This window comes from Neochlamydia sp. S13, from assembly GCF_000648235.2.
GTDB lineage: Bacteria > Chlamydiota > Chlamydiia > Chlamydiales > Parachlamydiaceae > Neochlamydia.
Genome location: NZ_AP017977.1, coordinates 185,782 through 198,625 on the forward strand (window position 1 = coordinate 185,782; position 12,844 = coordinate 198,625).

Annotated in this window: 9 protein-coding genes; 4 read left to right on the top strand and 5 right to left on the bottom strand. The window is 36.5% G+C overall.

Features of this window, described 5'->3' with window-relative positions; all coding sequences use genetic code 11:
- Nucleotides 1-258: 258 nt before the first annotated feature.
- Both TY21_RS00720 and TY21_RS00725 read left to right on the top strand, forming a co-directional pair.
- Complete coding sequence (locus TY21_RS00720; protein ID WP_158622992.1) at nucleotides 259-1,644, top strand: F-box protein; 1,386 nt, start codon at nucleotides 259-261, stop codon at nucleotides 1,642-1,644.
- A 465-nt stretch (nucleotides 1,645-2,109) separates the two neighbouring features.
- Nucleotides 2,110-3,495 (top strand): F-box protein, encoded by a 1,386-nt coding sequence (locus TY21_RS00725; protein WP_158622993.1) that lies wholly within the window; start codon nucleotides 2,110-2,112, stop codon nucleotides 3,493-3,495.
- Nucleotides 3,496-3,500: 5 nt separating this feature from the next.
- Here the strand turns inward: TY21_RS00725 and TY21_RS00730 are convergent, their stop codons facing one another.
- A complete protein-coding gene (locus TY21_RS00730) occupies nucleotides 3,501-5,471 on the bottom strand; it encodes a hypothetical protein (RefSeq protein WP_042241817.1) in 1,971 nt (656 codons plus the stop codon).
- 849 nt (nucleotides 5,472-6,320) lie between these two features.
- Here TY21_RS00730 and TY21_RS00735 point away from each other — a divergent pair.
- Both TY21_RS00735 and TY21_RS00740 read left to right on the top strand, forming a co-directional pair.
- Complete coding sequence (locus tag TY21_RS00735) at nucleotides 6,321-7,982, top strand: IS1634 family transposase (RefSeq protein ID WP_130589447.1); 1,662 nt, start codon at nucleotides 6,321-6,323, stop codon at nucleotides 7,980-7,982.
- Between the two features lie 363 nt (nucleotides 7,983-8,345).
- Complete coding sequence (locus TY21_RS00740) at nucleotides 8,346-9,536, top strand: amino acid permease (RefSeq protein WP_042243128.1); 1,191 nt, start codon at nucleotides 8,346-8,348, stop codon at nucleotides 9,534-9,536.
- A 40-nt stretch (nucleotides 9,537-9,576) separates the two neighbouring features.
- Here TY21_RS00740 and TY21_RS00745 read toward each other — a convergent pair whose 3' ends face one another.
- The 4 genes from TY21_RS00745 to ftsY all read right to left on the bottom strand — a co-directional run bounded on the left by TY21_RS00745 (nucleotide 9,577) and on the right by ftsY (nucleotide 12,698).
- The gene (locus TY21_RS00745) at nucleotides 9,577-9,822 is read right to left on the bottom strand and encodes a hypothetical protein (RefSeq protein WP_042243131.1); all 246 of its coding nucleotides are present in this window, start codon (nucleotides 9,820-9,822) and stop codon (nucleotides 9,577-9,579) included.
- Between the two features lie 83 nt (nucleotides 9,823-9,905).
- Nucleotides 9,906-10,304 (bottom strand): hypothetical protein, encoded by a 399-nt coding sequence (locus tag TY21_RS00750; RefSeq protein ID WP_042243134.1) that lies wholly within the window; start codon nucleotides 10,302-10,304, stop codon nucleotides 9,906-9,908.
- Between the two features lie 838 nt (nucleotides 10,305-11,142).
- Nucleotides 11,143-11,505 (bottom strand): hypothetical protein, encoded by a 363-nt coding sequence (locus TY21_RS00755; RefSeq protein ID WP_042243137.1) that lies wholly within the window; start codon nucleotides 11,503-11,505, stop codon nucleotides 11,143-11,145.
- A gap of 263 nt (nucleotides 11,506-11,768) precedes the next feature.
- Nucleotides 11,769-12,698: a signal recognition particle-docking protein FtsY gene (gene ftsY / locus TY21_RS00760; RefSeq protein ID WP_042243140.1), complete on the bottom strand. Its 930-nt coding sequence runs from the start codon at nucleotides 12,696-12,698 to the stop codon at nucleotides 11,769-11,771.
- Between the last annotated feature and the right edge of the window lie 146 nt (nucleotides 12,699-12,844).

Consider the following 12,844-nt stretch of genomic DNA (forward strand, 5'->3'; position numbering starts at 1 on the left):
CCAAAATATGTTTTTGTTTTTTTCGCGCTTGGCTAAGATTGCTACTATAAAAATCGATTAATTGGTCAGAACTTATAAAGCAAATTTTGGCAAAGTGTGTCTAAAATAATCGTTCATTGGTATAAATAATTTTCCTTCAAAAAGGCAATGGATTGGGCATGAATCATTTGATATTTAAAATACGCTATTAAATTTTAAATAATAAAGCCCTAAAATTCTACAATAAATCAAAACAAATCTAAATTTATGGTAAATAACATGACACCATTTTCCTTAATCCCTAGTATAAGAATACCTGAAGAAGTACAATTAAAAATTCTTAGCCTTTTAGATGAAAAAGAGTTACCGATTGCAGGCCTTGTTAACAAACATTGGCAGCGAATGGCGCAGGATCCTTCTTTATGGCGGCCTATTTGCCAACGACGCTGGAAAAACCTTAGCCACTCTTCTTCCCCAGGAAAGAACTGGCGAAAAATCTGTAAGAAACAAGTGCAGATGTCAAAAACGATGAGGCTAACGAAAGGCGAGTATTCGAAAAATGAATGTAAAGAGACTATCTACAAATTACCTAATTTCTCAGGAAAAATTCTTGCTCTTAAAAGAGAAAAACAATTTGCTTTTATAAAAGCAACAGCAGGTACAGCACAAATCTATCATTTGGGCGAAAAAAGTTGTCAGCTAGTGTATGATAATGTGAAAGAGGAAAGTTCTCGTCTGATTCATTATCAAGAAGGCCATATTATTCAAGTAACACAGGAAGGTTATCTTTACCGTTGGAAAGTTAATGAGGCTTTCCCCCAAACTTCTCTCTGTCACCTTGGAAACTTTGAAAATGCTTACTTGGCTCAAAACCATTTATTTTTAGTTAATCCTCATCGCATGCAATTTAAAATTGTGGATGTACGCACAGGATTAAGCTACCATAAAAACACCTGTGCACCGATTAGTTTTATCCTCTGCCGAAATAATCAAGCCTTAATCCACTGTCTAGATGGCAGCCTTTATTTTATTAATGATATAGAAAACTCTTTTTCTATGAACTTGATAGCCTTGGAAGGCACTCTTAAAATTCCTCTTAATCAAGAACTCTGCCAGTTTGATGAAGAGCGAGTCATTATTTTATGCGAGGATGATTTACAAAGAAGATGCCATGTATGGGATGCTTCTAATGGGAAAAAAAAGGTAGAATTTACCTTGGAACCTCGACGTGTTGAAAAATTGTGGGACAAGAAGTCAATTCTAACAACCTCTAGTTATGATGGCAAGCGTTTAGCAGTAGGACTAAGTATAGGTTTCATTTTAATTTATAATGTGGATGAGGGAGCTTTTTTAACTCAATCAAACATAGGCGGCGTAGAGCCTGTGCGCTTTCTTGCTTTAGAGGATAACTATTATATTGCCTCTACTTTTCATCCTGACTTCAAAATCTTTAAACTTTATCAACATACTCCTGCTATAAAAGGTTGTGGAATAATATTGCCCTTCCTACCTGACACATATCCATGGGTAAATTCTTATCATATTCATGCTAGCTACGATGGCCGCAAACTAGTCTTTTGTGATGAACATGGATGGCTGCATCTATGGGACTTTGCTCATTTACAAGGAAAGGAGCCTATTTTAGTCGCTCCTCCCGATGCTTAGGAAAGCTATTTGTTTACCTGAAGCGTTTGGCTAATTAAAATAGATTGCAACTGTTCTTAAGAGCGATAAGAGGAATATTTTCTTTGCATTACTTCCTGGCTAAGCTTCTTGGTGAGTTGAGAAGTTGCTTGAAGCTGATCATCTATAAAATGTCTAGATTCTTCCAGACTAGTGAAAGAAGAGGGATTAACCGATAAAGAAATTGAAAAGTCAAAAGATGTTTTGTGGCTTTCAAGCTTAGCTAAGCTTGCTACTATAAAAATCGATTAATGAGCCAGAATCTATATAATAACTTCTGGAAAAACTTGCTTAAGATAAATCGTTCATAGGTGAAAGATAAATTTTATTCAATTTCTTTACGGGCCCTAGGTTATTTAATATTTGAAATATTCTATTGGATTTTAATTAGTAAAACACTAATATCTCATAATAAATAAAAACAAATCTAAATTTATGGTAAATAACATGACACCATTTTCCTTAATCCCTAGTATAAGAATACCTGAAGAAGTGCAATTAAAGATTCTTAGCCTTTTAGATGAAAAAGAGTTACCGATTGCAGGCCTTGTTAACAAACATTGGCAGCGAATGGCGCAGGATCCTTCTTTATGGCGGCCTATTTGCCAACGACGCTGGAAAAACCTTAGCCACTCTTCTTCCCCAGGAAAGAACTGGCAAAAAATCTGTAAGAAACAAGTGCAGATGTCAAAAACGATGAGGCTAACGAAAGGCGAGCATTCAAAAAATGAATGTAAACAGACTATCTACAAATTACCTAATTTCTCAGGAAAAATTCTTGCGCTTAAAAGAGAAAAACAATTTGCTTTTATAAAAGCTACAGCAGGTACAGCGCAAATCTATCACTTGGGCGAAAAAAGTTGTCAGTTAGTGTATGATAATGTGGAAGATAAAAATTCTCGTCTGATTCATTATCAAGAAGGCCATATTATTCAAGTAACACAGGAAGGTTATCTTTACCGTTGGAAAGTTAATGAGGCTTTCCCCCAAACTTCTCTCTGTCACCTTGGAAACTTTGAAAATGCTTACTTGGCTCAAAACCATTTATTTTTAGTTAATCCTCATCGCATGCAATTTAAAATTGTGGATGTACGCACAGGATTAAGCTACCATAAAAACACCTGTGCACCGATTAGTTTTATCCTCTGCCGAAATAATCAAGCCTTAATCCACTGTCTAGATGGCAGCCTTTATTTTATTAATGATATAGAAAACTCTTTTTCTATGAACTTGATAGCCTTGGAAGGCATTCTTAAAATTCCTCTTAATCAAGAACTCTGTCAGTTTGATGAAGAGCGAGTCATTATTTTATGCGAGGATGATTTACAAAGAAGATGCCATGTATGGGATGCTTCTAACGGAAAAAAAAAGATAGAGTTTACCTTGGAACCTCGACCTATGGAAAAACGTTGGGACACGAAGTCAATTCTAACAACCTCTAGTTATGATGGCAAGCGCTTAGCAGTAGGACTAAGTATAGGTTTTGTTTTAACTTATAATTTTGATGAGGGAAATTTTTTAACTCAATCAAATCTAGGCTGCTTAACGCCTGTGCGTTTTCTTGCCTTAGATGAAAACTATTTCCTCGCCTCTACTTTTCATCCTGAATTCAAAAGCTTCAATCTTTATCAACATACTCCTATTATAGAGTGTTGTGGAGCATTGTGGCCTTTGCCGCCTAGAGAATATCCATTGGTAGATTCTAATACTATCCATGCTAGCTACGATGGCCGCAAACTAGTCTTTTGTGATGAACATGGATGGCTGCATCTATGGGACTTTGCTCATTTACAAGGAAAGGAGCCTATTTTAGTCGCTCCTCGCGATGCTTAGGAAAGCTATTTGTTTACCTGAAGCGTTTGGCTAATTAAAATAGATTGCAACTGTTCATAAGAGCGATAAGAGGAATATTTTCTTTGCATTACTTCTTCGCTAAGCTTCTCGGTGAGCTGAGAAGTTGCTTGAAGCTGATCATCTATAAAATGTCTAGATTCTTCGAGCCTAGCAAAAGAAGAGGGGTCAATGGGGGAAGAAATTGAAGAGCCAAAATATGTTTTTATGTAAGCTAAACGTTTTTTAAATTCTGCTTGTAAGAGTCGATCGTCCGGAGCTCTTAGTGTAGCTCTTTTCTCCTGCAAAGCTGAAAGGCTTTCCTTATCTTTTTTTAATTTTTCCTGAACTTTCCTCAGATCCTCAGACATTTTTTGATAGCTTTTATGCTTTTTTTCTATTCCCGGAAAATGTGGTGAAGTTTGGTCCAGTGAAAGAATCCAATCCTCCTGCGCGGTAAGTTTATATTCCTTCAGCTTGTTAACAAATTTTCTAGTGACCTCTTCTTTCTGATGTATTGCGCTTTCAAGACGCTGAATTTTTTCGTCTATCGGGCCATAAATTTCTTTTTGTTGCTGTTGATAAACTTCATATTTATTTTTGAATGCTTGGAAACCCTGCGGTAAACTTGCAAGCAATCCTTTCGTGTCTCCTAAATTAGGAATGATAAGGGGAAGAGAGTGAGAATCATTTAAGCTAGAAATGCTATCTAATAACTCAGGGATACGTAGAATCAAATTATTTATGTTTTCAAGATTTTCAAACTTTTCATCAAAAGAAGCAGAAATTTGAGTAGTCAAATGTTGGTTGTTTTTAAAAAGATGCTTATCAAGCGCTCGCACGCTTTGTTCTAAATCTTTAAGCATGTTGAGTTTTTCATCGGTCTGCAGTAAGCTTTGACCCAATACTTTTTCAATTTCTTTACTTACACGCACTGTAGCCGCTATCGGCGTCCAGCTTCTTCCCGATGAAACGTTTTCTAATTGATCTATGGCAAACTTACGAACATTTCTTTCAATGATATCATCCACTCTGTTAAGGGTGGCAGGAGCTATTATGGTATGATTATTTAAATAGTAAAACTTACTTTGTTCATTAAATAAGGAACGGGAACGGGAAGCAGGAAAAAAATTATTCCATAATCTGTTAATGCCTTCTTCAGCTCCTACCCTTTTATCTATAATTTGCTTTAAAGTTTCTTGAAGAGCTTCTCCAGGTATACCAAGAGCCAATAATTTTAAAATCAAAGTGGGTGGAATGTCTTCTTTTTCCTTTCCTTCCTTTCTTTCCTTTCGCACAGCTTTAAAAACTTCTTGCTTTAATTTTTCTAAATAATCGTCTCTAATTTCTGGAAATAATGAATGATGGCAAGCCTCCGTACCCTGCGCTTCAGAACCCTGATGAAGTTGGAACTTTGCTCCACGTGGCTCAATTTTACTTTCGGATTTAAAGAAAGCCACTGATAGATGAAAAAAAAGCAATAAGCGTGCTTCAGCATGTAGCTTCACAGGGGAGGATAATTCGCTACCTGGGATGCCATCTTTCGTATTGTTGTATTTATCCATTTTGCCTATCACCTGCTGAAGGTGAGAAAATTTAAGCCAATCCTCTTGTTCAGCCGTCCTGGTTAAGCTAGGAATGAGTTCATGGACATTGAGGACAACTTGACGGTTAGTGGCAGGGTTGCTATCTAAAGGACCTGCAGGCCTGAGTTTCAAAGAAAAAATTTCTTTAGCAAATTGAAATATTGCCAAAGAATCATTATCTCCTTCTTCCATTCTCAGGTAGGTATAAAGATGAGCTTTAAACTGCGGATTTGCTTCAATTTCTTCCTTAACTCGATTTACAAAAAGTGTAGTTACTCTTTCGTCTAATTGTTTCTCTTTTCCTTTCTCTTCATCTTCTCTAGGCCTTTTTAAGCTCTTTATCTGTAAAAACTCAGAAGACGAAGAAGAATTAGGACGTATAGGACTACTCATAAGACGCTCCTTTTTCCTATATGGAATTAGATTTTTAGTAATTCGCTGTAGGTAATGCAGTTTTCATGCCAATTGCTTGAGGAGAGAGAAAATGCTCTTCAAAAGGAGAAGGTTAAAAGAGGTCTAAAGATGATCAATTCCCCTTAAGCTTCCATGCTTTAAAGGAGAAAAAGATTGTTTTAATGAGGAGTAGGAAAAAGAGCTTAAGGAGGGCTTAAATATTTATCTAGCTACCTTATTAGCCAATTTAATCACGTCTTATGAGGCGAGTAGCCACTGGAAGATTCTAGCGCATGCAAAGATCTTAGGCGGAGTGATAAAATAATCTAAGAAAAAATGTATTTTTAGGATCTATATTGAAGGAAAGCAAAAGAAGCACTTTACTTATTTAAGGAATTAATAGAGTAACCTTTAGGTTTTAAGGAGGAAAAATAGATGGAATGTGCCAGGCTTGTTTTCTTTATTTTCTCTAGCTTGGTTGTTGATTTTAACGCTAAAGGAATAGAGTTTATCAAAGGAAAAAGGATAAAAGGTGAACAGTATCATAAGAGAGACTGATGAAAAATAAACTTAAGATAATCGGTGGGGACATTGGCTTTTTGTAAAACGGAGCATAAAAGGCACTTGTGATATAGCTTGTTGTCCTGGTGAGGCCATTCTATAGGATAGGGTCAAAGCTGCGGGCAACGTCCGGACAAGAGAGGAATGCTTTAGAGTTTCTAACGGAAGTTCCATTTTTTTTATAAGGTTAAAGTGACTAATTGTTTTATTATTAAAGCTTTATGGCTTTTTTATAAAAATTTGTAGTCACCAAAATATCACTTAAACTTGTCTTTAAGATTTACATAAATGCCGTTATTAGTGTATTTTGTAGGTATGCATATAGTAAGATCAAAATTCAAATCAGCCGCCGGCAAAGTTTATGAAACAATTTTGCTGCGAGAATCCTATAGAGAAGGCAAAACCGTCAAAAAACGCACGGTGGGTAATCTATCCAATTGCACGCCTGAAGAAATTGCTGCTATCGAGTTAGCTTTAAAATACAAAGGTAATCTCCAAGCTTTAACCTCATGCAGTGGAGCCACAATGCAAGAGGGATTATCTGTCGGTGGTGTATGGGTGATCTACCAAATGGCTAAACGTTTAGGAATTGTGGATGCACTTGGCAATAGCCGAGAAGGTCAGCTCGCGTTGTGGCAAGTGGTAGCACGCGTATTGGAGCAAGGCTCAAGACTTTCTGCCGTCAGGCTGGCAGAAACATATGCCATTGCTCCTGTAATTGACTTGCAAAAAGGCTTTAACGAAGAAGATCTTTATAAGAATCTTTTGTGGTTATGCCAAAGCCAAGCCTCTATCGAAGATCGATTGTTTACTAAAAGTTTTTGCAAGAAACCTCCTCACTTATTTTTGTATGATGTCACTAGCTCGTATTTAGAAGGCGAGAAAAACGAGCTTGCCGATTGGGGTTACAACCGAGACAAAAAGAAAGGTAAGAAGCTAATTGTGATAGGCTTGCTAAGTTCAGCCGATGGCACACCCGTATCAACCGAAGTGTTTAAAGGCAATACCCAAGATACTTCTACCTTCCATGCTCAGATCAAAAAAGCTAAAGAACGCTTTAAATGCGAGAAAGTCACTTTTGTAGGCGATAGAGGGATGATTAAAAGCGGGCAGATCGAAAATTTACAAGAGCAGGGTTTTCATTATATTACCGCTATGACAAAAGCTCAAATAGAGACCTTAATGAAAAAAGGTGTGATCGAATATACGCTATTTGATAATAACTTGGCTGAAGTTAAAGAAGATGGGATAAGATATATTCTTAAGCGCAATCCTGTGCGCGCCCAGGAAATCGCCCATTCTCGTCTCAGCAAGCTAGCTAGCATAGAAAAATTGGTCGCTATGCAAAATGCCTATCTACATGCACATCCCAAAGCACAGGTAGAAGTAGCGCTGAAAAAAATTAAAGCTAAAATCGAGCGTTTAACGCTTAAAACTTGCGTGACAGTTAGCGCACAAGATAAAAGCTTATCTGTATGCCTCAATCAAGAAATACTAGCTGAGGATGCTAAGCTAGATGGTTGCTATGTGATTAAAACCGATCTTGCTTGCGAAGAAGTGAGCATGCAAGAAGTACATGATCGTTATAAAGATTTAGCTAGAGTAGAATCAGCTTTTAGAACAGTAAAAAGCGATCTTGAGATACGGCCAGTTTATGTACGTTCAGAAGAAAGCACAAGGGGCCATGTTTTAATTGTAATGTTAGCCTACATGATTATCAGAGAGCTTGATAAAGCCTGGAAGGACCTTTATTTAACAGTAGAAGAGGGCTTGCGCAGTTTATCTACTTTAACGCTAATAGAATGGACAGTAAATAATGGCTTAAGTTTTCAGCAAATCCCCGAACCACGCCATCAAAACAGACAAATGCTTGAAGCCTTAAAAGTAGAGTTACCAAAAGTTTTACCAAAGAATCATGCGCATGTAGTCACTAGGAAGAAGCGCCGATAATTCACTTAAATTATTAGTAATCAATAACTTGATTGCTACCGATTGTTTCTAAAAAAGTGGAACTTCCGTTCTAAAGAAAATTTTGGGCAGGGAGGGCTAGAAGGCGACAAGCTACACAAGCTGGTATCCACATATAGCGTTTCGTTATTTAGCATTAACTTTTTTTATAGCCTCCGCTATGCTTTCAATCCGTTAAATGAAAAAAAATTTCCTAACGTTCATATGAAATAATTTCTAAAAGTATAAAATTTCATCCAATTGTATATTCCTCAGGAATTATTGCTTTTATGGCTTCTATCTTGAATTTTTGAAACTTCCTCCCTATACTCGCACCTAATTTAACTTATTTAAGAAGATGATCCCATGAATAATACTGCAAGTTTACTTAAAGGCGCCTTATTAGTAGCAGGAACCTCTATTGGAGGTGGAATGCTTGCTCTACCCGTAGCCACAAGCTTAGGCGGCTTTGTTCCCTCTTTACTCACTTATTTTTTTTGTTGGGTTTTCATGGCCTCCACAGGCTTATTATTTCTAGAAGTTTCTACTTGGATGAAGGGCGAAGCTAATATTGTAACGATGGCCTACACTACTTTGGGAAGTTTAGGCAAATGGGCAGCATGGATCATTTATCTATTTTTATTTTACTGCCTCAATTTGGCTTATATAGTAGGGTGTGGAAATCTGGTTTCCCAGTTCTTAGTCAATATTGTTCCTGCTCACTATGGCTCTTTGTTGTTCGTGCTTTTATTTAGTCCTTTTGTTTATGCTGGCGCTCAAGTGATTAGCCATTTGAATGTCATGCTCATGGGTGGATTAGCTGTTTTTTATGCAGCTTTTGTGATTTTAGGAGCTCCCCATGTAAATTCCCAACATCTATTGTATCAAAACTGGTCTTTAGCAATGGTAGGATTACCTATTGCTTTTACTGCCTTTGCCTACCAAGGAATTATCCCCACTTTAGTGCACTATATGCGTAGCGATCTACGTTTAACACGCTTAGCTATTTTGATAGGTAGTTTTATTCCTTTGGTAACCTATATGATTTGGCAATGGTTAATTCAAGGCATAGTGCCAACTTTTGGTGCAGGAGGATTAATAGAGACCCTGCAAAAAGGAGAGAATGCTGTAGTGCCGCTAAAGCATTTTTTAGGCACTCCTGTTATCTATATTATTGGCCAATTTTTTGCTTTTTTTGCTTTAGTGACCTCATTTTTTGGAGTGACGTTAGGACTGCTAGATTTTCTTGCCGATGGATTACAATTGAAAAAAAGTAGCGCAAATAAGTTCTTTATTTGCTTAGCTATTTTTGTGCCTCCTTTATTAATTTCCTATAGTCATCCTCATATTTTTCTAGAAGCCTTAGATTATGCCGGTGGGTATGGCTGTGCTCTTTTATTAGGCTTATTGCCTGTCTTAATGGTATGGACAGGACGGTATGTGCATGGATTTAAAGGTGAGTATACTTTTCCGGGTGGGCGTATATCTTTAATTTTTCTCTCTTTATTTGTAATCTTTGAGCTAGCTTGTGAAAGCTACATTAAGTTTATAAAATAAAGATAGCTACTTACTTTTTTAAAAATGTTTTCCTTAATTTTTAAGGATATTTAGAAGATGGATGAACGCTTTGAGGGGGATAGCGATAAGAGCGCTGAGGAGTAAATTTAGAGGGATAAGGAGAATTAGCACGAGAAGTAGGCTGGCGCCCATGGCGCCTCGGGCGCCGTGGTTGAGTGTAGGAATAGATTTTTAAATTTTTGCCTATACGGTCATACGCTTCCAAAGTGTAGGGAATAAAAAAAGAAAGGAGGGATAATAAATAAATCAATCTTCTATGTTTCATCGAGCCCTTTTTAAAAGTTAAGATTACTTCTTAATTGATATCCGCTTCTTTTATTCAATCAAGAAAGACGATTATCCCTCTTTTTAATAGGGAAAACGGCTTTCAAGGCGTCTTTCATAGGGAGCAGGATAGCTTGGATTGAGATAAATCGAATAGCTAGAGGGATAATAATAGGATGAGGAAGGTCCTCTATAAGAGTCATAGTAATAGGGGTAGGAGGCTCCAAAGCCTAGGCCAATTCCTAATCCACCATAGTAATAATAATTACTTCCTCCTCCATGCCTATGATCATGATGTTTTTCATCCCTATCATGATGTCCGCCTTTATGGTATCCATTCCTACCCCCATGATGTCCCTTTCCTTGAGCTATCAGTAGATTACCTTTAATTTTTTGATTCTCATCAGCTTGCAAAGTAAGTGAGGAAAAAATTCCCATAGATAGAAAGGAAAAAGCGATAAAAAAGCCATATCTTTTGTACATAGAGTCTCCAGGGTTATATTAATAGTAGCCATTCAAGCTCTTAAGACACGAACTAAAATTTTTTTATAATTAATATCTAGATTGTTAATCAAATCAACCTATGCTTCCTATTTTACTGCTAAAGCTGTCTTTGTGTTAGATAACCTTGCACCTTGCAAGTACTTTTATAGATAGCCATAACCGCAAAATTTTTCTTACTAGTCAAAAATTTAGATCTTTTTACTAACCTCTAAGTTAGGGGACATTTACTTAATATTTTGCTAGCTTCATCTATCCACTGAGCTTTACTTCTTAAAAAAAAGGTTTTAAGCAGGCCTTTTCCTCAATAGAACAGTCCTTAAAGGGAAGAAAAAAACCTTCCAAGCTATCGAACATACACATTTAAATTCAACCGCTAATCAATCCTACTCACTAAATTTTAAAGGCTTAAAATGGCCCCCACTTTTCTGGCTGATGCCACGCTCTTTCATTCGTATTTATTTGAAGCTTTTTTAATGAGGAGAAAAATTTAGCTAACTGTTTCATTTATTTTAAAGTGTGTGATTTTCCCTACTAACTTCTTGAAGTAATTAAATTTAACTTTAAACTCATTATCCAGATATTCAATCTTTTCCTATCTAATTTACCGTTGTGGTTTAAAGAGTACTAAATAACTTTTAAAAATTGCATTCATGTTCTAATACTGATTAGTATAAATGCTTGGTTATAAGAAACTTAATTTCTACCCGCTCTTTTCAGCTGCTTCTCCCTTAATAAATGAGCAGGAATCTTCTTCTAATAATTTTAAAAATTACCTAGCAAGAGTTTATAATAATTAAGCCCAGTCATGTAAAAAAGATTAACTACCTATATTTAAGTTAACATTAATCCCATTATCCCAGTAATAATTAGGATGATAGTAGTAATAAGGATAACCATTGTAATAATAGGGATAGGTGACAGAAGTATCACTATAGACGAAGCTTGGATTATACCAGGGATCTACCACATACACATTGCTATGCCCATGGTCATGATGCCACTGATGATCTTCATGATGATGTTCCCAACCATGATCGTGTTTTCCATGAAAGCCTTCATAAGAAGGATGCCCTTCTCCCTTAACGCTTCCATGATCACCTCCACCGTGTGCAAACAATCTAAGAGATGAAATAGCAAGCGTGGCGCTCCAAATTGTGACGCGAATTAAGATTTTTTTCATGATTAATCTCCATTTTAACTTATAATTTCTTTTAACGATTTTATGAGTTTTGAACAAGAAGGTAATGGAGGAGAATGTAAAAATATTTTATTATGCTTGCTTTCAAACATATAGAATATAAGAGGCCTGCTTTTCAGAAATTATGAAAAGCTAGAGAAAAAAAATTAATTTTCTTAAAGATTTGGTAAGTTTAAATCTTGCTTAGGTAAGGATGATATTTCCAATCGAATGACTTTAATATAAAAATTGGAGTTTATAACTTTTTATTCATCAAACAGCGCTTTTACAAAGCGTTCAGCATTAAAAGGCTCAAAATCTTCTACCCCCTCACCAAAACCAATATATTTGATAGGAATGCCCAGCTGTTGTTGAATGCTAATAGCAATTCCTCCTCTTGCTGTTCCATCAACCTTAGTAAGAATTAAACCAGTAATAGGGGTATGTTTATGAAAAATAGTGGCCTGATCGATTGCATTTTGTCCTGTGGTTGCATCAAGCACCAAAAGAATTTCTTGAGGTGTACTATTTTGCACTTTATGACAGGATCTTTTGATCTTTTCAAGCTCTTGCATAAGATTAGCTTTGGTATGTAGCCTTCCAGCAGTATCAATGATTAATATATCTGCTCCCCTTGCTTTGGCTGAGGTTACCGCATCAAAAGCAACTGAGGCAGGGTCACTTTTGGCAGCTCCTTTAACAATGTGAATATTTAAGAGCTGCGCCCAGCGCTCCAACTGTTCGACGGCAGCAGCGCGAAAGGTATCAGCTGCGGCGAGTAAGACTTTTTTACCTTGGCTATGGTAGAACTTGGCGAGCTTAGCAGCTGAAGTGGTTTTACCATTCCCATTAACTCCCACAACTAAAATAACATGAGGGATAGAGGAGTCCATAGCTGGGACAGAAAGGGAAGGGCTCTTAAGACTTTGGATAATCTCTTGTTGGATTTCTTTGACTAAATCTTCCGGTTTTAAAAGAGGATGGCTGATGTGTAACTGGCGAATTTTCTCCGTTAAAGTTGCGGACATTTTAACCCCTAAATCCGCTTCATATAAAGTACGTTCTATTTGCTCTAAAGTTTCCTCATTGAGGGGTTTGGTAAAAAGGGCCTTAAGCTTATGTCCTAATACAGCACTTGTTTTGGATAAGGCTTTTTTTAATCTAGTATAGCTGCCTTTTAAAAAATCTAAAATCATAAAAAGTTTTTTCGTAAATTAGGTTAAGTAAAAAGAAAGTATACCACATAGGGCTTGAAGAATAAAAAGAAAAAATGGGTTAAGTGATTTGAGGTTGAGGAGACTGATGATGGATCTTCATGCCTTTCAGTCTTAAAAAATATCGG

Excerpts from the sequence above, each read along its gene's own strand:
- TY21_RS00720 (WP_158622992.1), top strand. The coding sequence starts at position 259 with ATGACACCATTTTCCTTAATCCCTAGTATAAGAATACCTGAAGAAGTA.
- TY21_RS00725 (WP_158622993.1), top strand. The coding sequence starts at position 2,110 with ATGACACCATTTTCCTTAATCCCTAGTATAAGAATACCTGAAGAAGTG.
- TY21_RS00730 (WP_042241817.1), bottom strand. The coding sequence starts at position 5,471 with ATGAGTAGTCCTATACGTCCTAATTCTTCTTCGTCTTCTGAGTTTTTA.
- TY21_RS00735 (WP_130589447.1), top strand. The coding sequence starts at position 6,321 with ATGCCGTTATTAGTGTATTTTGTAGGTATGCATATAGTAAGATCAAAA.
- TY21_RS00740 (WP_042243128.1), top strand. The coding sequence starts at position 8,346 with ATGAATAATACTGCAAGTTTACTTAAAGGCGCCTTATTAGTAGCAGGA.
- TY21_RS00745 (WP_042243131.1), bottom strand. The coding sequence starts at position 9,822 with ATGAAACATAGAAGATTGATTTATTTATTATCCCTCCTTTCTTTTTTT.
- TY21_RS00750 (WP_042243134.1), bottom strand. The coding sequence starts at position 10,304 with ATGTACAAAAGATATGGCTTTTTTATCGCTTTTTCCTTTCTATCTATG.
- TY21_RS00755 (WP_042243137.1), bottom strand. The coding sequence starts at position 11,505 with ATGAAAAAAATCTTAATTCGCGTCACAATTTGGAGCGCCACGCTTGCT.
- ftsY (WP_042243140.1), bottom strand. The coding sequence starts at position 12,698 with ATGATTTTAGATTTTTTAAAAGGCAGCTATACTAGATTAAAAAAAGCC.